Below are 23840 nucleotides of genomic sequence, written 5' to 3'. Positions count from 1 at the left end.
ATGGCTATAAAACTAGATTCTGGTTTTGAAATTCTTTATCTTAGTGACCTTAAATATAATAAAATGACCATTGAAATACAATACAATGGACAACAGGTTGCACAAATCAATAAAGATAAAGGTGTTGAAAAAATGGAAATAGATATATACTCAGAATATGTTACCCCAGATTTTTTGTCTGAATTGAAATTCCCACTGAGGGACTTTTTAGAAGCAATAAATATAGCTAGTACAGCTTTAAGAGATGCTTGAATTAATTCTATCTACGTTAGTGAAATCGCAATTACTCGTAGGTTGTGTTGACGTAACGCAACCCAACATTAATATTATTTCTAATCTGAATCTACAGATATTTTAAAGAATCCAACTCAATACTTTTAAGACTTGCATAAAAACTTGTAATTGTTTTGTTGCTGGCACAAAAATTCTGACGACTGAAGGTGAAAAGAATATTGAGGATATTCAGGTTGGTGATTGGGTAGTTTCTGATGACCCGAATACTCCTGGGGAGATTGAAGCTCATCAGGTTTTACAGACTTTTGTCCATGATGTTTCTTCTGTGGTTGATATTTATATCAATGGTGAGAAGATTTCTACAACTGACGATCATCCTTTCTGGGTAAAAGATAAGGGTTGGGTAAAGGCGAAGGATCTAAAAAGTGGCGATCAGCTTCAGAATGATAAAGAAGAAGTGGTGACTGTTAATCACATTAATCGCCAAGAGGGAAATTTTAAGGTTTACAACTTTGAGGTTCAAGACTTCCATACTTACTTTGTATCAGATTTAGGTGTTCTTGTTCACAACACCTGTAATATAGATGTAATTAATGAAACTATCAATAGCAAAGGACAAATCACAAGTAAATACACTATCGATGCAAATGATGCTCTAGATACTGGAATAAGCTTTCTTGGACCAGGTTATACTGAGATCGGTAGACCTGGAAGTGGGGTTTTCAGAAGTAAGGATGGTCTTAGACAGTTTCGTATTGATTCCAACTCAATTCAAGGCTTGCATAATCCTAATGTTCCTCATGTGCATTTTGAAACCTTCAGTCCAACAAATACAAGAATTTCAATAACCAACAATCATGTTCCAATTATTAACTATTAACTTTATTTAAAACATATGATTCCAATTGGCAAGATAGGAAACATACTAAGCGGTGAATATTTAGGGTGGTATATTTTAGTGGAAGATGACACTAAAAATACAGGAGGATACTACATTTATATTAGTAAAAGTAGGAGCTTTAATTCTTCTCTTTCTGAGGGTTATGATGACTGGCTTGAAAGCGAATCTTTCCTACCAGAATACTTTATCGATTTACAGGTAGAGTGGGAGTAATTTTGCCTTACTAAAAAGTAATGTATGATTCCAATTGGCAAATTAGGACAATTAGTAAGTGGTGAATCCCCTGGAAGTTATGTTTTAGTGAAAGATGACACTAAAAATACAGGAGGATACTACATATATATTAGTAATACCCCTAATATTAATTCTCCACTTCCTAAAACTTATGATTACTGGGTTGAGAGTGAGTCTTGTTTGCCAGAGTTCTTTAGCGATTGGGAAGTAGAATGGACTTGATTTTATCTCGCTGACATAGTACAAGATTTCAAGCTAAAGTCAAGACGATAACTGATATCAGGGGATAACTACTTATAGTTTTGACCGTGTGAATTTGATTGCTAATCCTGATGGTCAGACGGTTGGCTATAGCTATGATGTTTTGGGTAATCTCAAAACTTTGACGACTGCTGCGAATACAGTAATTATTGGTATTCTTAGTGCTATTCCCGCAGGTGCAATAGGGGGTGCTGTTTTCGATACGGCTCGACAGGGCTATCAATTAATTGATAGTGCGATTCACGGCGATGGAAGAAAGACGGATTTCAACGTTGATGAGTTGTTGCAGAGTGTTCAGATAGGAGCTGCACTTGGTCCATTACTTGCTGTTGTCCCTGAAGCTGCCTTATATTTCGCTTATGAAGGGATCAAAAGTGGCGTTGCCGAGCTTGAAGCTGGGAATATTGCTACTGGAGTTTTTGATATCCTTACTTCATTAATTCCTCTTTTCGAGCAAGCTGATAGTAAAGGAGCCAGTAATTGCTTTGTTGCTGGCACAAAAATTCTGACGACTGAAGGTGAAAAGAATATTGAGGATATTCAGGTTGGTGATTGGGTAGTTTCTGATGACCCGAATACTCCTGGAGAGATTGAGGTAAAACAAGTAACAGACACGTTTATACGTCAAACTTCAGGGCTGGTTGATTTGTATGTTGATGGAGAGGTGATTTCTACTACTGGTGAACATCCTTTTTGGACTCCTGATAAAGGTTGGGTTGAGGCGAAGGATCTAGAAGTTGGTTCATTGCTACAAACTGAAGATGGCAGAATTATTGATGTTGATAAGATTGAGAAGCGTGAGGGACAGTTTCAGGTTTATAATTTCAGGGTAGAAGGGTTTCATACCTATTTCGTTTCTGATTTAGACATTCTCGTTCATAATGCGAGTTGTGCTAAAAATGCAGCAGAATTAAGAAAGAATATGGAAAATGCTGGTGAAACCTTTAATCCAGGTGAAGCAGCTCATCACATTGTTCCTAGTACTGATGGCAGAACTCTAGCAGCAATAAATGCTCGATATACTTTGAATAGTTTTGGCATTCCTATTAATGATGCTAACAATGGGGTGAAATTACCAGTAAGTCAGCATAATGGTCAAGGTTTACATAAAGGAAAAACTTATGAGGCTATTAATTCAGAACTTAGAACAGCTACAAATAAAGCAGAAGCTGAAGCTATACTTCAAAGTATTGCTGCTAGAATTAAGGCTGGAACTTTCCCCCCATCCCCATAATATATTTCAAAAACTTAATGGAGATAGATTTACATGAATATTTATATTCCTATTCCTGATTACGATAATTATGATCGCTTCCATCCTCTGGAACAAGAAAAATCACATGACATTTTATCAAGGTTTCTTAATTTTGCCATGTATCAAGACATTGAAGAAAAGAGTGAATGGATTCCTTTACCAGTGGGATTCGAATCATTCGATACTAAACGAGGTGATTTCCTTGGAGTTACTGGATGGACTTTTGCTTGTAATAATAGGGCTTGGAAAATTTTAGAGCCTTTAATTGGTGATAGCGTTAAACTGCTACCATTACAATGCGATGAAGGTGAGTTTAATATTTTAAAAGTAATTAATATTATTGATTGCCTCGATCGTTCAAAGGCGGATTTGTTTATATTTGAAGAAACTGGTAGAGTTTTGAGAGTAGAAAAGTATGCTTTTAAAGAAGAGTTAATTCAAGATCAGCATTTTTTTGCACTCCCAGAATGTAAGTTCTTAATATTAGTATCTCAAAAGTTTAAGGACTTAGTAGAGCAGAATCAATTGGAAGGGCTGAGATTTAAGCAAGTGGCTTAGGATTAAGTACCAAGACAGTGCGTTCCCTGAAAGGGTTGCCGTAAGCATAGGCTTGGGTAAGCTTAACTGGTGTAGGCGAATATCCAATGTGCGAAGAGATGCGACAAGCGATTAAAAATGGTAACACTTTCACTTTCAATTATAAAAAACCTCTTGGACGAGTTATAGGCGAGGAAATATTGACATAGTGTTCAGAGAAGGTATTGCCGCTCTCCTACCTAATCCTCCCAATCCACCAGCACCACATCAACAATCGCAATCCCCCACTGCGGAAACTTCACCAGTAACTTCTTGATCACAATCTGCAAAGCCGGATCATCATTCCAACACTCCTGCAAGAAGTCAAAACCCGGATTGTCGCCCGAATTTGTTGCTCGATTTAGTTTTTCCCTTCTTACAGGTCGCATATTTGACCTTGCAACAATCGCCTCATGCGACCACTTTTCAGCACTGGTGAGAGGCGCGGCGGAACTTTCACCCTCATTCACCGCTTTCGTTTCTCCACCCGAAACCGAATTTTCAACTAACAACGAAGTGGGATTACCCTGTTCTACCTGCCCCTGAGTTTGATTAGCGATCGCTAAACTTAAACAAAATTCATTTTGAGCGAGGGGCGCGGCGGAACAAGTACCAACTCTTAGAGACGCTGCGCGAACATGACGGTCTTTCGGGTCAACACCACAATCTTGGTTTTCAGCCAACAATGAAGTAGATTGACTCGGTGCAGCTTCCACAAGCGCCAGCGTCGTGCAGTCTGTTACCACAGGTAACTCTTTCTCCTTCTCTGACACGCCCTCGACAGACTGAGGCGACGCGACCCCCAAGGGAGCGTGAGCCGTCTTCTCCTCACGCGAATTTCCTGTAAGCGTGTCAGAGACGATAGAACCGACTTGAATCACCCTAGAATGAGTTGCTTTCTCCAAAGCTCTAATCAAATCAGTTTCCTTGGTGGTAAGTTCTGCCCAATAGTCTCCTTTTATTACCTCGTATTCAGTAGCCACTACACAATAGTCCTGCCAAGTACACCCAGGTTTTGCTAGCACTGCCCTAATGTCACTTACCGCTTGGGGTAGTAGTTGCAATTGCTCGGCTCGATATGCGATCGCTTCTTGTGTCGGCTCACTCCCCAAGATTATCGCCGCAGCCTCTAACGCCTGGGTGTTGTTCATGGCACTGGCGAGATTCTTCAATGCCATACCCATAAGTCGTAGACATTCGGTGGCATTTTCTTTGGGCGGTTCAACAGCTAGCGATCGCAAATCAATTGTCTTTTCTAACGCCTGTTTCACCTGCTTGTTCAAAGCTTTGGTCGCTTGCTGGGTCATGGTATTTCCCCATTCTTGAGAAGGGCGTTTTTCTACGGCGTGTTCCAATTCTTGAATGCGTTGCTGGAGTTGCTGATTCTCAGTCTCCAACTGCCGTAGCGATTCCATCTCATCTAAACGCTGCTGTAACTGAAGGTTTTGCTCCCTTTGCTGCTTCTACAGGTTTTGCAGAGATTGGATTTGCTCTTGTACTTGTTCTTCTGCTCTGACTGTGGCCTCTGTTTGCAAACCAATCATCAATTTCTGGGAAAGTCGCTCTAACTCCTGCTGGTGTTGTTCTTTGAGTGCTGCGATCGCTGAGGTATATTCTGCGGGGTAAGTGCGTTCTTTGGGAAATGGGACACTGGGGGCATCTAAATCAGCATTGTTGATCAGCAGCCTCTCCCCATCAGCAAAGGTGACAATCTGCTGCCAATGATTTGGTGCATCTGCCTCGATGGTTCCCGAATCTCCATACCTTGGATGTGACTCTTGTGAGACTGTGACTTTAGCAGATTGAGGAACCACTGGGTCTTGAATTTTAGGAACCATTGGTTCCTGAACAATATGTTTTTTGCGTGGAAGTTGAGGAACCACAGTATTTGCAGCAGCCGCAAAGTCTGAAACACTTGGGTCAGGGTTATCTTTCAGAGCCAGGGATACAGCAGCAAAAAGTTTTCTGGTTCCTTGACTAAGCGAAGTAACGGACAAGCCTGACGCTCATTTTTAATGTGTCCGCCCAACTCGCCAACTGCGTCTATGACCTTTTTGGCTCCTAGCAGTTGGTTGATTCGTCGGTATCCACCCCAGGCGTATAATTCACGCTGGCAGTATTCTTCAAAGTTTTTATAGCCAGCTTGCAGGTAAAGCTGCTGTTCCCGCATCAGAAGGATTTCATCTACCGCTTGCCACTCGAATCTGTCGATGGCGGTGAAGGTTTCCTGGATGCTGGTGTTGAGGTTGCTGTAATCGAGTCCTGATGTTTGTTCTCTGTCTAGTGTCAGCATATCTCTTGCCCACTATGTATGGTAAATGCTTGAAAGTTGAGGTGTTGCAGTTTAACCAAAGTGAACCAGGTAGCTGTCAGATGGATTTTCCAAAAATGTGGCAGCATTATAGTTAGCTCACTTTGTGGTAAACGGATTGAGCAGGCGATCGCATTGCTGTGACGGGCGGCGATCGCTTTTGCTATGCAGCCGTTAAACAGGCTTGATTTTCAGCATCAATTGCTGAAGACTTTCGGCCCTGACTTAGTGCGCTACTCTTACTGCTGTTAGGGTTTTTAGAAGGGGCAGAAGTATCTGAATCTGGGGTGTAATCAATTAAATCGAACGGAGTAATCTGCCTATCTAAATCGTGCGCTAAACGATTTAGTGCGTTACAGAGATTATTTAAGGAATGACCATCCAAGCGTGGCATTGTTTTGGCTTTCCGTAAATTTGATACTGAATTAGCACTGAGATTTAACTCATTGGCAAGATCACCCGCCTTGATGTCATATCTTGCCATTACCTCTTTTAGTTTCCACTTTATCAAAGTCTGATTCACAAAAATCAACACCTTAAATGTACTCCGCTACCTAACACTAGTACAAATATTAGCACTTAAACTTTGAAATATACAAAAATAATCACTATATTTACAAGTTAACTTTATAAAAATACAAGTTTACCTCTTGACATCAGGCTATATTCCAAGTTAGACTTGTAATTAACAAGGAGGAAAAAGTGTTATGCCTCTTCAATAAATAAAGAAGCACTAAAAACTACAGAACCTTGACAGCACAATCCAAAGTGACCGATTGAGGAGCAACCGAGGCACTGGCCCAACCAGAGAAGGTGAGGGGTACACAGCCGGGAAATGGATTTGCACTGAATAAGAAATTACCAGCAGGACGACGGACGGCAGTTGAAGCGTTTGAAGTCGTACACGTCGCCTGATACGCTGTATCTCCTGTTTTGGTATCACTCAAGTGCCACTGGCTTTGAGCCACAAATATATGGCTACGCCAAATCTTTTTGAGAGCGTTGTGCTAAACCACAACGTCGTTTGCACACATAACAAAGGCGATCGCTGGGCCTGAGAAACTTCACGATCGCCTTTTCCCCAATTACGGAGATTTCTATTATGACGTATGCAACATATACACAGCAAACAATTCCTAGTTCTTCTGTTGACGAGCAAGCTTTAGCCCAAACAGAACTAAACCACCTTCTCGAAACCCAAGCCCAAGCTGTAGCCCCCACCCAAGACCCCTTGACATCTAGCGATCGCCGCATCATTGGCGAGATTATCGAAGTCGAACCCGCATCCGTTCGCACCATCTGGATAGAAGGCGGAATCACCGTATGGGTTCAGCTAGTGGATGGCGGACGACTGCCCTTTGACCGCAACTGGTTCGCTACAAGAGTTGCAGAAGTTAAAGCGACTCTGCCAGAAACACCAAGAGAACGAAACGCACGATTGAGCGATGAATTGGAGAAAGCTTGCACTGCTTTTGGTCTGTACCACGGTGAAATTAACTGGTTATCGTTTAGCACCAAACTCTACCAGGACGGGCATAATGTTTGCTTTGTCGGATGCAATCAAGAAGGCTGGTACGCAAGTGCGATTCGTTCAGTCGAAACCTGAATAAGGAGGATGACTGGCTTTGATTGAGTAACCCCGCTGGGGTAGAGTTCGCACTTTAATCCTCAATCAATGATAACTCACTATCCATGTAGGTGTGGAAATCTAGCCGAGCCATCAGCTAAGAAAGCTAGAAGATAAAAGGGAAAAGAAATTTAAAGCTATCCAGCTTGAATTATAACCCAATCCAAAATACACCAAGCCCTACTATCCCGGTGCGGGATTAAAAGCACACAAACTACCAATACAAATTGGTAGCCCCTACATCCCAGACTGATTATCAAAGGTGTAAAGCGGGGGTGAAAGCAGGAATAGGTGGTAATTGCTGAAAGCACCTACTGCAAGCAAGAGTCTATGGGTAGAAAAAGCAAAGTGTCGTCTGAACCATCGTCACCAAGCCCCCAAGGGATATAAGCTTGTAGACTTAGGTCTACCTCTTGGGTCGGAAATAGCCGACAAAGGTAGGGACTATCAGGATTTTGCGACCGTGATAGCGCACCACCCTAAACCTCGGTGGACAGACACGCCCTAAAGACTCAATTATGGATACTGGGAACGAAACAACCCTTCATGTTCTCCTGAAATTGGTAACAGGTAGGCATCAGCCACAAGACAGGAAGGCGCAGGATGACTCAAGAAGCAAATGCCTAACCCGAATTAACGGGTAATGCCTTAAAAGGGATGGCGTAACTGCCGGGATAAGCAGACGTGAGCCGCAGTGTGGAAAAGCTAGAGGTAACAGTAGCAATGCAAAAGCCTAATTTGGATTCAGAACAACTGAATACCAAGGGATGGAAAGATATTAATTGGCGTAAAGTTGAAAGATATGTATTCAAGTTGCAAAAACGCATCTATGCTGCTTCCCGCCGTGGTGATGTCAAGCGATGCCGCAAACTCCAAAAGACGTTGATGAGGTCTTGGTCTAACAGGGTGTTAGCGGTACGTAGGGTAACAGTTGAAAACCAGGGAAAGAAAACGGCAGGTGTGGACGGTATTAAATCACTGCCCCCAAAAGCACGTTTTGAACTGGCAAGGCAATTAAAGCTAACTGGCAAATCCAAACCCACTCGTAGAGTTTGGATTCCAAAGCCAGGAAGAGAAGAAAAACGCCCATTAGGAATACCCGTAATTTACGACCGCGCACTACAAGCTGTAGCAAAAGCTGCACTTGAGCCAGAATGGGAAGCGGTATTCGAGCCAAATTCCTATGGCTTCAGACCAGGGAGGTCATGCCACGATGCGATAAGACAGATTAAACTCTGTATTCAAGGCAAGGCTAAATACGTGCTAGACGCAGATATAGCCAAATGTTTTGACCGCATCAACCATGAAGTACTGCTTCAAAAGTTGAACATCAAAGGCAAAGTCAGGCAACAAATAAAAGCTTGGCTAAAATCTGGAGTGGTAGACCAAGGAGCATTCACTGCTACATCTGAGGGAACGCCGCAAGGTGGTGTCATCTCACCACTTTTGGCAAACATAGCCCTTCACGGCATGGAGGAAAGGATAAAACAGGAATTCCCCAGAATGTCGCATACACAAAGGGAAACTTGGTATCACAAAAAAGGTACAAATTTTCTACCCCCAAATATTATCCGTTACGCGGATGATTTTTTGATTCTCCACGAAAACAAAGCCGTTGTCCAAAGATGCCGAGAAATTATCTCGGAATGGTTATCTGGTATTGGACTTGAATTAAAACCTGAAAAAACTCGGCTAACTCATACATTCAACCCTGAGTTAAGTGAGGATGGTAAAGCCGGATTCGACTTTTTGGGTCATCACATCCGACAATACCCCGCCGGGAAATACCGGAGCAATATAAATGCCAAAGGTACTAAATTAGGTTTCAATACCCTTATCACCCCATCCGCGAAGGCGAGTAAGGCTCACCTTGAGGAGGTAAGAAGAATCATCACAAAAAACAGGTCTTCGTCCCAAGCGGCTCTCATAAAAGACCTTAACCCTGTAATAAGGGGATGGACTTCATATTATTCCCACTCCGACTCCCAAACGGTCGGAGAATTAGCAAAACAAGACCACCTCACATACCTGAAACTTCGACGATGGGCAAAACGCCGATGCGGAAACATAAATGATGGTCACATCAAATACTGGATAACCATAGGCGATAATAACTGGGTATTCGCAACCAGGGAAGGCACAGCGAACCCCCTCCGGTTACTAACACATAAAGAGTTTAGTTGCAGTAGCACCGATTATGTGAAAGTTAAAGGCGATAAAAGCCCCTACGATGGCGACCTGGTTTATTGGAGTTCAAGATTAGGGACACACGCCCAAATGCCTAATCGTAAGGCTAGGTTGTTAAAACTTCAATTGGGTAAATGTCCTTGGTGTGGATTAAGCTTCCACAATTGGGATGTGTTAGAAGAAGATCACATCACCCCCAGAGCTATAGGCCGCAAGGATGAGTACAAGAATCTTCAACTACTGCATCGGCATTGTCATGACGAAAAGACCGCACTTGACCTAATAGAAATTAGGAAGAAAGACCGCTCCAAATTTCTAGAGAAACTTTCTCAATTTTAGGAAAAGTTTGATTGGAATTGGATAAATGATATCCCTAATTTCATCGGTCATACTGTCAGGAAGTCCGATGTGACAAATGGGCAACACACTGAGTAGCCGTGTGCGATGAAAGTCGCACGCACGGTTCCGAATGGGAGGGGTGATGCAGTAATGCACACCTCGACCCTACCGACCGAGACAGTACGGGGTGAATCGGGTTGCTGGTAGTGCAAAAGATGTGATTGCGTCGTTGGTAGTCCGAACGGCAGTAGCGGCGTAAGTTGCTGGAAGTGAAAAAGGCGATTGCACACCAAAAGAATTGCAATCGCCAACAAGTTTAATCTCGAATAAACACAATCATGACACAAAGTACAGCAAGTAACCCTGCACTTCTTGATCCGGGTTTAGGTGATTGCCAAGAGTTAATTCTGTTACCCCCAACCGACCCCAGCGCAGAGGTCATGGAAATCCCTGACTACAAACTAGTTTACGTTAATGGAGCTTGCCCCAGGAATTATCGAGTGTACAGAGTTGATTCGATGATTGGGGTGGTATTTCAGCATATTACCCACTGGTCAAACGCGGTAGATAATATTCGATATGCCGAAGCGTTGGATGCAGCAGTTGGGCTGGATGAATTTTTGAAAGTGGCAAGAGTATCAAGAACAGCTATAGAACAACCACCCACAGAAGAAGAGTTATTGGATAAAGAATTCGATTCGCTGACAAATGACGAATGGGAACGGCTGAAAAGGTACGTTCCACAAGCGAAAGATTTAGTTGCAGCTTAAGAAAATGGGTGGGCAGTAAGACCCACCTATATAGGAAGGAGCAAACCTAAATTTTATCCAAATAGAACAACACAACTCATCGGATAAACCAATGGAACCGATAGAAATACTGAAAAGTTTCAACTCGTGCTACCTGAAGATTCAGGCGATTGCCCAAAACGAAAATTGGCTTTTGTTGATTGCTGAAAAGAAGATTGACCCAGAAGCAGCAACTCATTTGGGCGATGTCCTGCATTATTTGGGTGAGGCAATGAGTTGTGTAGAAGAAATTATTGAGGTCAAGTTTAATGAGCAAGCAAAATCATGAAACTCTATCCAACAAGTATTCCTCAAGCAAAGCCCAATTTGGGCAACTGTTATATCCAATAATACAGGTTTCATTGAGATATAAATCAATGATGAATCCCCAAGCTTCCACTCAATTTTAGAGGAATTAGGTACTGAAATTGAACCAGGAATTATTGGTGTAAAAGCTGGTGATTTATCTAAAAGGCTCAGGATTGAGATGATTGATACTAGCGAAGAGAATTGAAAACCAATATTTAGTAAACCCAACATCTTATGAAATTCACTACTGTCTCTGTTAGTTACTCTAGAAAATTTAACCTTGGCGACTACGAATCGCTGGAACTGGGTTGTTCTTTATGGGCGCAAGTGGAAGATGGGGAAGACGCTGATGGAATAACCCAATTCCTCTATCAACAAGCTAAAACTTCGGTAAAACAAGCGGCAATGCCTGTGTTAAAAGCCTCAGAGTTTCAGATAAATAAAGCTAAGTCTAGCAAAAAAGTGTCTGGTGATATTAACGAAAGTGATTGGTAAAGAGGAGCCGGACAATGCAAGAATTAATCAAAGCTTTAATCAAAGCGAAGGCAGAGTTTAACTCGATTCAAAAAGACGGTACTAATCCTCACTTCAAGAAAAAGTATGCAACGCTAGATGCAGTCTTAGCTGCTGTCACTCCCGCATTGGGTAAACATGGATTAGTCATCATTCAAACTACCGAAATTTGTGAAGGTAAAACTGTTTTGCAGACTCATCTTTACCATGAATCGGGCGAAAGCATCACCAGTAATTATCCCTTACCTGAAATTAGTGACTCACAAAAGTTCGGTGCGGCGCTTACTTATGCCCGAAGATATGCAGTTTGTGCAATTCTATCGGTAACAGCAGATGAAGATGATGATGCACAAATTGCAGATACTTCTAAAAAGACTGAACCACAGAATAACATTAGACCTCGCAAAGACAATCAACAGTATAGAGTCCAGCCACCAAAACAAGCTGTAACTGCACCATCAATCAATCCAAAAGATTTGCGAGTCAAAGAAGTTCGCACACTTTTAAATTATCCGTTGGATTTAGTCAAAGAGTGGCTGCATTCTCGAAATGTGACTAGTCCGAGTGAGCTTGATTCTCTTCAGATTGATGAATTAGTCAAGACTATGTGTTTGGCTTGATCTGGTAATAAGTTTGGACATCCTGATCATGCTGTTAATTCTTATCAGAAGCACGTAATCGATGCTGTATTGCGAGGTATTTCTGAGATGGAAGCAATTCAGGCATGGATGGAAGGAGCGCTTGCAGAATTGCCTGAACTGAATTGAAGCAAACATTTCTTCTCATAACATCGACAGGAAAAATATCATGCCGAGAAAATCCACTTATCCCACCTCTACTGACCAGTCCTCACTGTGCCTACAGTACCTCCGACGCTGTGGAGGTAGCGCACGATTGTGCAGTATCAAATTTAGTCTGGGAGTGATTCAAACACTAGTCAATCAAAAGTTGGTGAAGATTAATAATACTGGTACAGGTTTCTACGTGGAGTTAGAAGAAACGAAATGACTAACCACAAACAAATTGTTTACCAATCTCAATTAGACCACAAGAGTAAATTGGTGCTTCGCCGCCGTACTAGGAGAAGATTCAACCCCAGGATTTTCATCGATCGCACCATAGAAACAACTGCAATTATCTCTCTACTTTTTACCGGATTTGCGGGAGTAGGAGCAACAGGCTACTGGGGAATGGAGATTGCCACAAGTTCTCAACATTGGCAGCATCAGAAAAAGACCTGCTTGGGGATGATGTTAGTTAGTTTTTCAGGCTTTTTGGGCAGTGCTTTGATTGGAGCGAGTTTCAGTGTTCACCGGGACAAATTTTAGGGAGAGAAACGACAATGGAAATCAAATTAACTACACCAGAGATTCGAGCTATATTGCAGGGTTGTCAATATACGTTGCGGCTTGTGGGGAGTAGTCAAGATTATCGTAAAATTCAATCGTCAGAGCATTTTTCTACCTCAAATAATGTTGTGCTAAACGATGCTTTCAATATTTTGGAAGAAGTAGTAGACGCAATTGATGAGGTGGAGCAAGTTAATCAACAAGGAGAATCTAAACATGGAACAGGAAATTAAAAATGCAGTTGGTTTGGGCAATCCTGAACTCGTAATCGAATCGAAACCAAAACCTGAACCAGAACTAAAACCAACAGTAACGATTTACGACTTTGGCAGACTTTTAACTGAAAATGAACCGTCAGTCAAAAAGAAGTAACAAAAGATGAATTTTAGTCGTTTCATCAAAGGCATCAGTGCAGCAGCAGCAACAATTATTTGTGGATATTTCGGCACTCAGTATCTCGGCAGAAATATCATGTATACCATTGGTGGAGCAATAGCCGGGACTGGGATCACAGCATTCATGGTTCACCGAATTACTGGTCAAAATGAAATTGACCAAGTTATGTTGCGCCGACCTCGACCTTTAACTAGACCCATCAGGGGAGCGATGCGATTTTGTTAGATCGGACTTTAATTCTCAGTTACAGAGCTAAATTCTCAATAAAAACAGTTACTTGGCTGCGATCGCACCCCTAAATAGGTAATTTAGCACCCGAATTTTAAGCACCTCACAAAATCGCATTGCTCCCACCCATCAGTTGTATAGGTTGCAAATACTATCACGGGATCTCTTACAACGGCTCCCCTTTTATCTGTTCTGTTCATCCCGAAGGCATTGAGGGTACGAAATGCCCCGATTGGCAAAGCTTTCAACAATTTAAATAAGGAGCAATAACATGACATTAACTTTGGACAATCGCTCTCAAAAGAAAGAATCATCGCTAACTCAAGCATTGCGAGAGATACAACAGTTGAACTCCAGAATTGCTGTGTTAGAGCAGCAGCATCAAGACTATGTACATCAGCAACAGAATCTGATTAGTGCCATTGCTGAAATCTGTGTTTCTCCAATGCAGGAAATAGAGGCGCTGCGGATTCTGATTTATCGGGGAGAGGGGGAGTGTCGGCGATATTTGCGCTCGGTGCTGGTTAAACGAAAGAAGGCTTTGTAAAGAAGAATAAGAGAAGGAGGAGAATTATATTTGGTAATTCTCTTCTTCCTCCTCCCAGGCTCCCTTACATAACTTGTTTAAGAGCCTCAAGATCGTTTTTCCCCAAATCACTCAACCGTACTCTCCACTTCAGGAATCAAACCCAATTGATGACGGGCAAGAGTTCCCTGAACGTGAAGCGCAAATCCTTTTTCCCAAAACAGTCTATGCATTTCTGACTCATTCCATCCTTCCATTGCTTGAATCCGTTTTGCTGCTTCATATAACGGCTCTGGAATAGAAACTGCGATTTGAATCATTTTTGGTGTAGTTTTTTTCGGCATTTTCTGGTTTTCAAAAGATTTATGTATAACTATACCCCTATAGTTTGGTGTTTTTATCAAAAAGTCTTACTAAGAAAATATATTATCTAGAGGGGTATAGATAGTATATTTGTGCTACTCTAGAATCGCTTTGACGTTAAAGGTCGTCTTTATGGCAGAAATCAAATCACTTCATGACTTTCTGGGTAAACATCCTATGTACCATCGGCAGCTAGCCGAGTTAATGGGAGTGAAAACTTGCACAGTAGATAGATGGAGTAATCAAACTAGACGAGTAACTGAACGCACTTTAAAAGAACTCAATCGGTTACACCATTTGCTTAGTCAAAATCCACAACTTAGAGAGCAATACGTTAAAACTTTGTCTAAAGTATTTTAACTAGAATTTCACCGCTTAAAAGAAAAACTGGACAAAGTACAGTTTCTTTAAATATCACATCAAAGAACTGGACAAAGTACAGTTTCAGCTATTGCTTACACGATTGTAGGCTTTGTATCATTTAGATATCAAATGCATCAATGATCTATTTGGTAAAAAATACTTGAATCAAGAGAATAAACAAGCTACAAAGTACATCTCATAATAAATATGACCTTTTTTAATTTTGAATTGGAGTGAAGGAATTGACGAAATCCTGGTATTGAAATGCTTGGGTTAGAGGAATTACATACAGCTATTTTATTAATTAGTAATAAATCATTTTTTTATAACTTGCTAATGCTTTTACAGAAAAACTATGATGCTAAGTAGATTTTGTCTTAGAACCTATCAACCAAATTTAATCAGGATGAGATAACTCTAAACTTGTTTTTATTATTTATTGTGATAATTTTTCTCAGAATATTCCTCTTATTTTTCAAGAAAAATGGCTTTTCCTCCTAGTATCAAATATTTCGGTAAATGTCACATAACAACAATGTTGCACTTGTGTGCATTTCCCAAAACCACCACCCAAATGCAACAAAAACACTCTCAAATGCAACACCAAATCGTTTTCGGTTCCCAAATCACAAAAAAATATACGCAAAAGTGGGGTTTCACACATATTTTCATGAAAACAGCAATCACCTTTCCAGACTTACTGAAACAATGATGCACAACGATTTACCCACAGTTTTGGAGAAATTAAAAGAATCCCCAAAAATTAGGGATGCATTTTTCGATAATTTACTAACAAGAGAAGAATGGGTTTCTATACTTGGGTTTCATCGGACTACACTTTGGAGATGGGAAGAAGACATTATTAATAAGATTCCTCCTTTGAAGGCAAGCTATTACGAAACCCAGCGAGGAATCCGAAGTAACTATCTAGATGCGTATCAAAGGTTTCTTTCGGCTGTGATTTTTTTGTTAAAGGATGAATCCATTAAAAAGGGGGTAAGGAATAATACCCAAGTCATACAGTTTCTGAAATTTAATTTCATGCATTTACGTAGAACCAACTTTGAACAATGGCAGGAGAATAATAATGTTTACCAAAGCACAGTTATAGCAGTCGCCAAAGCCGTTAGGACAAGTTGGCGGTAGACGCGTTCAACAGGATACATTGTGAATTTATCGTTGTCCTAACCATCTTGGCGGTTGCTATAATTGAATGGTTTAGCGATCGCTACACCGATGTGCAAGTCATAGAAGCACTCCGCGTCATGCGTGCCCACGGGTCAGACGTTGACCCAGACTCTGATTCTTTTAGCCCAGACATCACAGAAGAGTTGGAGAAAGTGTTTGAACTTGCAGGCTTTGCAATTAATAGCCAAAAGCACCTGCCAGCATCAGAGCAAGAAGCATCAGCAATTCAACAAGCAACCGAAATGGGAGCTAATATCATTCCAAACGTTAATCGTCAGATAATGGCGGGGATGATTCGGGTGGTGATGAGTGGTGCGGTAGCCCAAGCCAATGCCATAGCAACATTAGAAGCAAAGGTATTTCAGAGGGCGTTAGATCATAGCAGAGGTGCTGTAGCTAATTCCTTCCTCCAGCAAACACAGCACAGCACTGAATACTTGCGTTCGCTTTCTGATAATGATAAGCAAATCAATAAGCTGCTTGCTGGTTATGGTGTGGAAACAGTAGACGTTGATGCCTTTTTGAGCGAGGTAAAATCTCTTACTCCTCAAGTCAAATCTGATGTACAGAACTTCAAGTCTCTAGCTCCTGCTGATAACACTTTTAGTATTGATGCTTTTTTGGAGGAGATGGGGGAATGAATAGTGCAAGGCTTTGGAGGAAGCATAAAACATCAATTATATTTGGCGCGTTAGTGGGAGCATCTTTGGTTTATTCATCTGGTGATATTCAAAGGAATATGGGGGCGATCGCTGACATCAAGCAATCAATCGCTGAAAACTCCAAGCAACAAACAATTCTGGAGCAACAACTTGAGTTTGAAAAGGAGCAAGCCACAATTGCTGATGCTAGATACAAGTCAGGGTGTTTACCAATTGTGGCAACGGTCTACCCTCATAAGTACGTGACGATTGTTCAAGGAAAAGTGATCCTAGACCGAATCACACTAAACCCATTGCCCAAAGGAACTGTAGTGTGCGATGCCAACGGCAATACTGGTGTGATTGCTGATAGGGGACAAGTAGAGGCGATCGCATTTACCGGAAACAGAGATTTAGTTGCCACTCGGCTTAAACGGTTTCGTGGTGGCACATACAGCCAACCAATTGATTCAGGAGCAAAGCAGTGAATTTTACGATGCCTAAAAGAGAGAATGGGCAAAAAACTAACCCTACTTTAAGGCTTTTGTATTGGGGATTAGTGATAGCTGGTATCTGGTTTGCTTACCTAAATATTCAACCTTATGAAAGAGCCGTGTCATTTTTGGGCGGTAAAGCTACCAGTAGCGCATTTACTTCTTTGGTAGCCGCAATCCCAATCATTAATGGTATTGCAGCGATATTTTCTAAAAGTCTTTCTTGGATATTGGGAGCAATACTTTGGAGTGTGATTCAGATTATCGAAGTTTTACCGTTAATTCTCTATAACAATGAGAAGTTTATAGAGAAAATTGTATCTGAGGCTGATGGGCGAACCCGTTATCAAGAGAAAGATAACGATGACCCTGCACTCAGAATGCTTAAACGCACATACAATCACCTACCAATCTCTGTTGTCAGTAACTTAGAGGTGTTGAAAATCTTTACCTATACGGTTGATTTTTTGATTTGCCTTACGGTTTATTCCCCAGTCGAGAGTGGTAAAATTTCCGACTTGATATTTATTTTGGCGACAGGTCAGTGGGGCAAGTTGGACTACGGCAATCTCGCACTGGCGTTAATCACGTTGTTTGCGATTGAGGTGATTGTGGCATTAATTATTTGGGTGGGGAAATTGTCTTACGCGATCAAGTCTTAGCAGTCGGTTAAAACCGGGAGCGCAGTATTCAATATAAGCGCTCTCCTTTCCCCACAAACACTTTCATCTTATTTTAAAAAAATATGAATATGGCACGTTTTGATATTACTAAAAACCAAAAACCCCCCGAACAGTGGAGTGCTATCGCTTTTAAACATACCACTGAGAACAACATTCAGTGGAATATTGCAGCCGGGTTGATTGTGGCGGCAGTTGCAGCAAGTGCCACATCTCCTTTGACTGGGACGCTCATTGCCGGATGGACATTATATAGTAGTTTTAAAAAAGCCAAAGAAATTCAACGCAATCAAGCAGCGATTAGAGAATATGGCTGTATTGCTCATATTTTAGATGGTGATGATTTTCGGGCATATATACAGCAAGTGGGTAAGGATGATATCGAGCGAGAGTTGCACTTTGCCAGCAGTCAAGAGTACGCTTTTTCAAACGCAGCAATCGACTATATTGAGGATGCATCACACTCTAGTCAATCATTAAATCAACCATTCTTCTCGCTAGCTTCTTCTAATTCCCTGCAACAATCTACATTCCTCTCACAACAATCTAATTCGCATTCTACTGAACTCGCAACTACTAATACTTCATCTTCAGTTCACAATCCCACACACATTATAGATATAGTTCGAGAAATTGCTTCACCTATCCGCAATTGCATCATTTTTGGAATTGGTGGAAGTGGTAAAGGAATGCTGGTTGCTAATGCCCTACGTCGTATCAAAGCCGAAAAGCCGAATCGGAAAATCTTTTATATTGACCCCAAAAATGAACCATCTGAATATGGTTACACAGAGGGCGTGGTTGACTTTGTTCGGCGTAAAAAATGCAAAAATGAATCCCCAGAAAATATTTGTAAATGGATGAACGAAGTACTTGATGGAACCAAGGAAGAAATAGGTTACATCGAATGGGCTAATAATCAAGAAGAATCTTTATTAGTTATTGACGAAGGTTCCACCCTTGGTGATGCGGCTAAAAAATGTCGAAACGAGCGCATTGGCACATTGATTTTACATATTTCTTCACTTGGTGGTTCTAGCAAGGAGAATGTTTGGCTACTTGCTCAATCTCCTTATGTTGGGCCACTAGGGTTAAATTTATCAGCTACCAGCCAAATTACCGCAGTTGCCATCATTTCAGACAAGAATACTAACGTTTTAAAACAGTGGAAAAAGTCACCGATTCTAGAAATGATTGATTTAGTAGAAATAAACACTTTAATTAAAGCATCTCCATGCAACCGCGCTGTCTTCTTTGGTGGAAATTCCACATGGGGCGCAATGCCAGAGCTACCTAATTACTCTGCCCTTGATCGGGACAATGATAAACCAACAGGAGATTCATTATCAACTCAACAACGACAGCAATTGAGAACTGTGACAGCCGTACAAAGAAGTCCTTCAGGGCAAATGATTGATAAATTGGAGCGGACACGGCATTTAACACTTGAAGATTTTATCGTCAACGAATTGGGACAAAATGAGCGTGCTGATGAATTAAAAACAGCAATTGTCACACTTATCCGTCAAACTGACCATCAAGGATTGATTTACAAATTTAAAATTGATATTTGATTGGAGATTTTATTCACTTATGCCTCGAATCTCATTAATTATTGAACCAATTAGACTCACATAATGCGTAAATCCTTAACTTCATTTGAATACGCTAGGAACTGGTCAATAACTTGCCGTCGTGTCTATCGTCTTCAAAGCCGTTGCACTAATAATCCCTGGCATGGCAAAGCTACGATAGTACATCATCTACATTATCGGCGATCGCTCCTGCGCCGCATTTTGGGAATGTTTTTACTGCATTTCCCTCGTGCTTCTGTGTCTGGTTACGAAATTCCCGGCTGGGATTGTGTAGGGGTATGCTCTCGGTGCCATGAAAATTACTATGGCAGAAGTAGTAGCCCTACCTCAGTTCACTACCATCAAGTCTGGGTACAAAGGGGCGGATTAAATAATCATCAAACTTGGATTAAAGCCACATCTCTACGAATTAAATTTTGCTTACTTGCATTAACCCGTAGTTGATAAATATTGGAGGAATTTTAGTTATGTTGGCTATATCAGTTTTCGTGTTTGAGTCTCAACAAGTCCGATTCATCGGCACACCAGAAAAACTTGAGTGGGTAGCTGCGGATATTGTTGCTATTTTGTATCCCCAAGCAGACTCGCTTCCATTACTCCAACTATCTGGGTAAAGTTCCTGCTGCATGGAAGGATCATAAACCAATTATGACCCCTGGCGGAAAGCAGAAAATGGCAACGCTTTATGAACCAGGGCTGTATTATTTGATTGGACGCTCTGACAGTCCGATTGCCGTGCTATTCCAGCAGTGGTTATACGAAGATGTTCTTCCCTCTATACGTCGTACCGGGAAGTATGAAATACCACAGCCGGAGCAACAGCACAATACCAAACTCACACTCGATGAACTCGTGAACTTTGGACAAAAAGTACTTGCTGGCACAAGGCTTAGTGCAGAACTCCAAACGATCACCATCCTTCGAGGTGTACAAGCGCTGTGTCCCGAAATCACCCCAATGGCACAGGAGTTGGTCGGAGCAGTTCAAGAAATCGTTGCGACTCCCAATCGGCATTTGTCTCCAACCGCAATCGGTGAATTATATGCCGAACGCAACGGACTACCCAAGCCCATAAAACCCCAAATAGTTAACCGTGTTTTGGAATCTGCTGGCTTGCAAACTAAAGAGGTTCAAATCAACACTGACACCAATGGTAAACAAAGTCACAAAAATATTTGGCATCTAACTGAAAAAGGTAAGCTGTGGGGAACGGTAACACGAGATAAAGCTCGTACTCACGATAAAATCGTTGAACACGTTCGCTGGTTGCCTGATGTTTTAGAGGTGATTGATTTGAGTGTAGAGGGATAAGGGATAATGCAACAAATGTGAATTTCTGGCAGAGCCATTGCTAAGATCAGACTACGCTTTTCTAACAAGGGCGTGGTCTACAGCGAAAATAAATTAATCGATCTCAAGCGTTCGCTGAAAAGATTGTGGATATTGGCAACCTCTGCCGTAGGAATCGCATTATACTAATATTTTCTCAATTTCTTTTAGGATCTCAGCTAAGAAAGGAGCATCTGATTTAACGATATTATCCTCACTCCCATCATGTTTATGATGAGGAAAGGTAGTCAGATTTAATTTTCGGTGATGTTCAGTATTGTCATAGCGAAAAATTAGACTATTCTCTGAATTCATATATTGATAGCTATACATTTTTCTATCAAGTGATATTTCAACATAAACAAATTCCCTCAAATGCAGCAAGGAGTTATTTTTAAATTCGAGTTTGGCTCTGATAAAACCTTCATATATTCCTCTCTTTTCAGTTTCTAAATGAAATAATTGAACTATTTTTGAGGATTCAATTAAAATCCGAACTTGTTGAAAATAATCTTCAATCAACAAAATCAATCTCCTCTATTGACTCTTTTGTTTGTTGTAAATGTGCTAACATTCGAGCTTCTCCAATCCACTCATCAAAGTCAAAACTATGAGATAATTCATCATTATTAAACTGAGTGATAAATTCCTCAGTTGATAATTTATATTTGGTTTCAAATTCCTGAATCCGTTCTTCTGTTCTTTTGATTCCTGCTGTCACACTCTGTAATCTTTCTGACAAAGCACTTTGAATAATGCGTCTGAGGGAATCTGGATCTTTTGACCGGAGTTTGAGTTCAGCCATTATTTTTCCTCTTTTGATACTGTTGAATTCACAAAATAGTCCTTGAATGAGCAGTTTTTATTCTATATGGAAATGGAAAATAATCTGTGAGCAATGGCACTTTTTCGATTCCACAAGTTAGTCCATCACTTAAAACAGTTATCAGTTAAAACCCAAGGACTTTACGACTTGACTGATAACTGTTTACTATTAAAAGCCATCGCTCATCCAAAACGAATCTCTCAATAAAAACCTTATACTATTATTTCTTACCTGCTTGCAGACGCGCTTTTGTCTCTTGTGTCACCTTCGATTCTGATTCTTGCTTGCCGGATTTAACCATTTGCATCAAGGAAGAATTGAGATAACTTTGCGCCGAGATATACAGACTTTCCCAAATCTCTTGATTGCGGCTGATTTTAGTTCCTACTGTATTTCCTGCTGTTTTCTCAGACACCAAGTATTTACGGAAATAGTTAGTCCACAGGTGCTGGAGGAAATCTTCGGCAAATTCGTCAAACGGCAGAATCCATTTATAGTCCTTGTCCAAAAATACCCGATATGATGCGATTATCGGTAGTGCCAAGTCGGTTGGCGCACCAAACCCAAAGGAGTATTTGCTGTCAGGCAACAATGTAGTCTTACGTATATCAATTGATGCTAAGTCGTTAACACCCTTTCTTCTGGGGTTGCTGATATAGTCTTGGATTATTTCGTAGAGTCTTTGCTCTATCCACAGAGCTTGAGATAGCAGAGGCAAAAGTGCAGTTAATCTTTCCCTTTCCGTGTCTGTGATGTTAGATGGGGGACTCATACCTGCTGGGTGTTTGGTTCGTTTATTGCCGTCGGGGTTGTATCTATTTCTATCGAGGCAGTTAATCAACTTCAGCAAATGGGTAACATTGCACTGGGCATTTCTGGGAGCGCCGCTTTGGTTTTGATAATAAGCGATGCGGAATTTTCTATCTTCTTTCTGTTCTAACTGGGCTAAATACTGCTTGATGAATTTGTAATCACCCCTAGCGTTGACTTTGGAGCGAGAATCTACTGGCGTTGTAGTATTTGAAGCTAGGGCTATATCCTTAGCCTCGTCTTCCGAGAGTCCGATGTGGATGGTAACTTTTACTCTGGCTTGACTTAAATTATAGTTGTAATTTTTCGCTTGCTCAAACCCTAATACTGTATGGCCACCGTTGATAATGCCGTCGCTGCCACCCTCGTTAGCTTCTAAAATCTCCAGTTCTAGTTCAGTTTTGTTCTTGACAGGTTTAGCAATATTAGCTGACAGAACGATTCCACTGTGACGAGAGAAGAATTTTTCGGGTTCGGTGGTTAGTGAATCGAAGACTTGTCTGTAGGTCGCGCTTTTGCGGTTTGGTTCCCTGATGTTGGGTTCTAAGGGGAGGTCTGTGGGGAACGAGTCTACATGAGCAGTGGCGATGATGCAATTGGGATTGGCTTGAAAATAGTTATCTATCTTGATGTTCCAAGTCTTGGGCATACTTTATTTCTTGGGAGGTGGAATTTCTATGTTAACCAAAACCCGTATCTGATATTCCGTTTCTCGCTAATGCCAAGTACCTTTGTATGCCAGGGTTAGCGCTTCTCTTACCCTATTGACAAGAGGACTTGGCAAATCCAGTATGAAATAGGGGAAAATGTGAGTAATTGGAGCGCCTGCCTAGAATCGGAGCAAATAATATGTCTAACCTAAATATTGCAAAAGGTAGTTGCCTGTGTGGAGCAGTAAGCCTTTCTACAACTAGCATGAGTAAAAATGTGGGAGCGTGTCATTGTAGTATGTGCCGCAATTGGGGCGGAGGGCCTCTGTTAGTTGTTGACTGTAAAAGTGATGTTAGCTTTTCTGGTGAAGAAAATATTGGGGTTTATCAATCGTCACAGTGGGCAGAGCGTGGATTTTGTAAGCAGTGTGGTAGCCATCTATTTTATAAAATAAAACAAAATAACCAGTATTTCATGCCTGTTGGACTATTCCAGAACTGTGAAGGTCTTGTTTTTGATCATCAGGTATTCATTGATGAAAAGCCCAAATATTACTGTTTTGCCAATGAAACTAATAACCTGACAGGGGCAGAGCTATTTGCACAGTTTGCACCTCCTAATTGATTCCTAAACATTAGAGTTACTTTTTACCAGTTTGAGTTAGGTTGGGCGAATGAGCGCACTGCTTCACTCACTTCCGTGCGCTCACTCAAAACCTTGAGACAACAAATCATCCGGCTATGTCTTTACCACTTTTGTAAGTCATAGCTCTGGTTGAGTCGATGGGGAGTATTGTCTCCCGCACCTCTCAGTTAGATCCGTGCGTACCCGTTTCCGTGTACACGGCTCCCGATGTTTTTAGCTTG

The 23840-nt window shown here is 41.2% G+C and carries 37 protein-coding genes; 29 read left to right on the top strand and 8 right to left on the bottom strand.

Going from position 1 to position 23840, the window contains the following annotated elements:
• The 6 genes from V7K31_RS13375 (at position 1) to V7K31_RS13350 (ending at position 3443) form a co-directional block, all read left to right on the top strand.
• Positions 1-252 (top strand): hypothetical protein, encoded by a 252-nt coding sequence (locus V7K31_RS13375; protein ID WP_335094819.1) that lies wholly within the window; start codon positions 1-3, stop codon positions 250-252.
• Between the two features lie 109 nt (positions 253-361).
• Positions 362-1114, top strand: coding sequence for a polymorphic toxin-type HINT domain-containing protein (locus tag V7K31_RS13370; RefSeq protein ID WP_335094823.1), 753 nt, complete (start codon positions 362-364; stop codon positions 1112-1114).
• A gap of 15 nt (positions 1115-1129) precedes the next feature.
• On the top strand, positions 1130-1348 hold the full coding sequence (locus V7K31_RS13365) for a hypothetical protein (RefSeq protein ID WP_335094818.1): 219 nt from the start codon (positions 1130-1132) through the stop codon (positions 1346-1348).
• Positions 1349-1372: 24 nt separating this feature from the next.
• A complete protein-coding gene (locus V7K31_RS13360) occupies positions 1373-1591 on the top strand; it encodes a hypothetical protein (RefSeq protein ID WP_335094817.1) in 219 nt (72 codons plus the stop codon).
• Positions 1592-1679: 88 nt separating this feature from the next.
• Positions 1680-2864 (top strand): polymorphic toxin-type HINT domain-containing protein, encoded by a 1185-nt coding sequence (locus V7K31_RS13355; RefSeq protein ID WP_335094816.1) that lies wholly within the window; start codon positions 1680-1682, stop codon positions 2862-2864.
• Positions 2865-2897: 33 nt separating this feature from the next.
• The gene (locus V7K31_RS13350) at positions 2898-3443 is read left to right on the top strand and encodes an imm11 family protein (protein WP_335094815.1); all 546 of its coding nucleotides are present in this window, start codon (positions 2898-2900) and stop codon (positions 3441-3443) included.
• A gap of 218 nt (positions 3444-3661) precedes the next feature.
• On the opposite strand, the gene V7K31_RS13345 is transcribed toward V7K31_RS13350, so the two are convergent.
• The 4 genes from V7K31_RS13345 to V7K31_RS13330 form a co-directional block, all read right to left on the bottom strand.
• Complete coding sequence (locus V7K31_RS13345; RefSeq protein ID WP_335094814.1) at positions 3662-4876, bottom strand: hypothetical protein; 1215 nt, start codon at positions 4874-4876, stop codon at positions 3662-3664.
• Positions 4877-4924: 48 nt separating this feature from the next.
• Positions 4925-5458 carry a hypothetical protein gene (locus V7K31_RS13340; protein ID WP_335094813.1) on the bottom strand — a complete coding sequence of 178 codons (534 nt, stop codon included), beginning with the start codon at positions 5456-5458 and terminating at the stop codon, positions 4925-4927.
• Entirely contained in the window at positions 5395-5754 is a 360-nt protein-coding gene (locus V7K31_RS13335; RefSeq protein ID WP_335094812.1) for a hypothetical protein, read from the bottom strand. The genes V7K31_RS13340 and V7K31_RS13335 overlap by 64 nt, the downstream gene beginning before the upstream one ends.
• A gap of 181 nt (positions 5755-5935) precedes the next feature.
• Positions 5936-6307 carry a helix-turn-helix domain-containing protein gene (locus V7K31_RS13330; RefSeq protein WP_335094811.1) on the bottom strand — a complete coding sequence of 124 codons (372 nt, stop codon included), beginning with the start codon at positions 6305-6307 and terminating at the stop codon, positions 5936-5938.
• 567 nt (positions 6308-6874) lie between these two features.
• Here V7K31_RS13330 and V7K31_RS13325 point away from each other — a divergent pair.
• The 12 genes from V7K31_RS13325 to V7K31_RS13270 all read left to right on the top strand — a co-directional run bounded on the left by V7K31_RS13325 (position 6875) and on the right by V7K31_RS13270 (position 14055).
• Entirely contained in the window at positions 6875-7378 is a 504-nt protein-coding gene (locus V7K31_RS13325; RefSeq protein WP_335094810.1) for a hypothetical protein, read from the top strand.
• 705 nt (positions 7379-8083) lie between these two features.
• Entirely contained in the window at positions 8084-9925 is a 1842-nt protein-coding gene (ltrA, locus tag V7K31_RS13320) for a group II intron reverse transcriptase/maturase (RefSeq protein ID WP_335094809.1), read from the top strand.
• A gap of 338 nt (positions 9926-10263) precedes the next feature.
• Positions 10264-10695 (top strand): hypothetical protein, encoded by a 432-nt coding sequence (locus V7K31_RS13315; RefSeq protein WP_335094808.1) that lies wholly within the window; start codon positions 10264-10266, stop codon positions 10693-10695.
• A 91-nt stretch (positions 10696-10786) separates the two neighbouring features.
• Positions 10787-11002 (top strand): hypothetical protein, encoded by a 216-nt coding sequence (locus V7K31_RS13310; protein ID WP_335094807.1) that lies wholly within the window; start codon positions 10787-10789, stop codon positions 11000-11002.
• A gap of 254 nt (positions 11003-11256) precedes the next feature.
• On the top strand, positions 11257-11517 hold the full coding sequence (locus tag V7K31_RS13305; protein ID WP_335094806.1) for a hypothetical protein: 261 nt from the start codon (positions 11257-11259) through the stop codon (positions 11515-11517).
• A gap of 14 nt (positions 11518-11531) precedes the next feature.
• Positions 11532-12155: an ERF family protein gene (locus tag V7K31_RS13300; RefSeq protein ID WP_335094805.1), complete on the top strand. Its 624-nt coding sequence runs from the start codon at positions 11532-11534 to the stop codon at positions 12153-12155.
• A 187-nt stretch (positions 12156-12342) separates the two neighbouring features.
• A complete protein-coding gene (locus tag V7K31_RS13295) occupies positions 12343-12543 on the top strand; it encodes a hypothetical protein (RefSeq protein WP_335094804.1) in 201 nt (66 codons plus the stop codon).
• On the top strand, positions 12540-12863 hold the full coding sequence (locus V7K31_RS13290; protein ID WP_335094803.1) for a hypothetical protein: 324 nt from the start codon (positions 12540-12542) through the stop codon (positions 12861-12863). The genes V7K31_RS13295 and V7K31_RS13290 overlap by 4 nt, the downstream gene beginning before the upstream one ends.
• Positions 12864-12877: 14 nt before the next feature.
• Entirely contained in the window at positions 12878-13117 is a 240-nt protein-coding gene (locus V7K31_RS13285) for a hypothetical protein (protein WP_335094802.1), read from the top strand.
• A complete protein-coding gene (locus V7K31_RS13280; protein WP_335094801.1) occupies positions 13101-13256 on the top strand; it encodes a hypothetical protein in 156 nt (51 codons plus the stop codon). The genes V7K31_RS13285 and V7K31_RS13280 overlap by 17 nt, the downstream gene beginning before the upstream one ends.
• 6 nt (positions 13257-13262) lie before the next feature.
• Positions 13263-13505: a hypothetical protein gene (locus V7K31_RS13275; RefSeq protein ID WP_335094800.1), complete on the top strand. Its 243-nt coding sequence runs from the start codon at positions 13263-13265 to the stop codon at positions 13503-13505.
• A 274-nt stretch (positions 13506-13779) separates the two neighbouring features.
• Positions 13780-14055, top strand: a complete 276-nt coding sequence (locus V7K31_RS13270) for a hypothetical protein (protein WP_335094799.1) — start codon at positions 13780-13782, stop codon at positions 14053-14055.
• A gap of 107 nt (positions 14056-14162) precedes the next feature.
• On the opposite strand, the gene V7K31_RS13265 is transcribed toward V7K31_RS13270, so the two are convergent.
• A complete protein-coding gene (locus V7K31_RS13265; RefSeq protein WP_335094798.1) occupies positions 14163-14378 on the bottom strand; it encodes a hypothetical protein in 216 nt (71 codons plus the stop codon).
• A gap of 151 nt (positions 14379-14529) precedes the next feature.
• Here V7K31_RS13265 and V7K31_RS13260 point away from each other — a divergent pair, with 151 nt between their 5' ends.
• From V7K31_RS13260 to V7K31_RS13220, 9 genes are all read left to right on the top strand, one after another.
• Entirely contained in the window at positions 14530-14757 is a 228-nt protein-coding gene (locus V7K31_RS13260) for a hypothetical protein (RefSeq protein ID WP_335094797.1), read from the top strand.
• Between the two features lie 711 nt (positions 14758-15468).
• The gene (locus V7K31_RS13255) at positions 15469-15906 is read left to right on the top strand and encodes a hypothetical protein (RefSeq protein WP_335094796.1); all 438 of its coding nucleotides are present in this window, start codon (positions 15469-15471) and stop codon (positions 15904-15906) included.
• A gap of 47 nt (positions 15907-15953) precedes the next feature.
• On the top strand, positions 15954-16589 hold the full coding sequence (locus V7K31_RS13250; RefSeq protein ID WP_335094795.1) for a hypothetical protein: 636 nt from the start codon (positions 15954-15956) through the stop codon (positions 16587-16589).
• Positions 16586-17077, top strand: a complete 492-nt coding sequence (locus V7K31_RS13245; protein WP_335094794.1) for a hypothetical protein — start codon at positions 16586-16588, stop codon at positions 17075-17077. The genes V7K31_RS13250 and V7K31_RS13245 overlap by 4 nt, the downstream gene beginning before the upstream one ends.
• Positions 17074-17745 carry a hypothetical protein gene (locus tag V7K31_RS13240; protein ID WP_335094793.1) on the top strand — a complete coding sequence of 224 codons (672 nt, stop codon included), beginning with the start codon at positions 17074-17076 and terminating at the stop codon, positions 17743-17745. The genes V7K31_RS13245 and V7K31_RS13240 overlap by 4 nt, the downstream gene beginning before the upstream one ends.
• 83 nt (positions 17746-17828) lie before the next feature.
• A complete protein-coding gene (locus V7K31_RS13235) occupies positions 17829-19337 on the top strand; it encodes a hypothetical protein (protein WP_335094792.1) in 1509 nt (502 codons plus the stop codon).
• Between the two features lie 63 nt (positions 19338-19400).
• Entirely contained in the window at positions 19401-19802 is a 402-nt protein-coding gene (locus V7K31_RS13230) for a hypothetical protein (RefSeq protein WP_335094791.1), read from the top strand.
• A gap of 23 nt (positions 19803-19825) precedes the next feature.
• Positions 19826-19972, top strand: a complete 147-nt coding sequence (locus tag V7K31_RS13225; RefSeq protein WP_335094790.1) for a hypothetical protein — start codon at positions 19826-19828, stop codon at positions 19970-19972.
• Positions 19973-20006: 34 nt separating this feature from the next.
• A complete protein-coding gene (locus tag V7K31_RS13220; RefSeq protein ID WP_335094789.1) occupies positions 20007-20669 on the top strand; it encodes a BRO-N domain-containing protein in 663 nt (220 codons plus the stop codon).
• A 159-nt stretch (positions 20670-20828) separates the two neighbouring features.
• On the opposite strand, the gene V7K31_RS13215 is transcribed toward V7K31_RS13220, so the two are convergent.
• Both V7K31_RS13215 and V7K31_RS13210 read right to left on the bottom strand, forming a co-directional pair.
• Complete coding sequence (locus V7K31_RS13215; RefSeq protein WP_335094788.1) at positions 20829-21212, bottom strand: toxin-antitoxin system TumE family protein; 384 nt, start codon at positions 21210-21212, stop codon at positions 20829-20831.
• Complete coding sequence (locus V7K31_RS13210) at positions 21202-21492, bottom strand: hypothetical protein (RefSeq protein ID WP_335094787.1); 291 nt, start codon at positions 21490-21492, stop codon at positions 21202-21204. The genes V7K31_RS13215 and V7K31_RS13210 overlap by 11 nt, the downstream gene beginning before the upstream one ends.
• A 93-nt stretch (positions 21493-21585) precedes the next feature.
• Between V7K31_RS13210 and V7K31_RS13205 the strand changes: the two genes are divergently transcribed.
• Entirely contained in the window at positions 21586-21720 is a 135-nt protein-coding gene (locus V7K31_RS13205; RefSeq protein WP_335094786.1) for a hypothetical protein, read from the top strand.
• A 13-nt stretch (positions 21721-21733) separates the two neighbouring features.
• Here the strand turns inward: V7K31_RS13205 and V7K31_RS13200 are convergent, their stop codons facing one another.
• Positions 21734-22972: an AIPR family protein gene (locus V7K31_RS13200; RefSeq protein WP_335094785.1), complete on the bottom strand. Its 1239-nt coding sequence runs from the start codon at positions 22970-22972 to the stop codon at positions 21734-21736.
• Positions 22973-23172: 200 nt separating this feature from the next.
• Here V7K31_RS13200 and V7K31_RS13195 point away from each other — a divergent pair, with 200 nt between their 5' ends.
• Positions 23173-23598, top strand: coding sequence for a GFA family protein (locus V7K31_RS13195; RefSeq protein WP_335094784.1), 426 nt, complete (start codon positions 23173-23175; stop codon positions 23596-23598).
• Positions 23599-23840: the final 242 nt, after the last annotated feature.

Origin of the sequence: Nostoc sp. (assembly GCF_036917675.1) — a bacterium.
Lineage (GTDB): Bacteria > Cyanobacteriota > Cyanobacteriia > Cyanobacteriales > Nostocaceae > Nostoc.
Note: the sequence above shows the minus strand (reverse complement) of the source record. Positions and strands in the feature narration are given on the sequence as shown.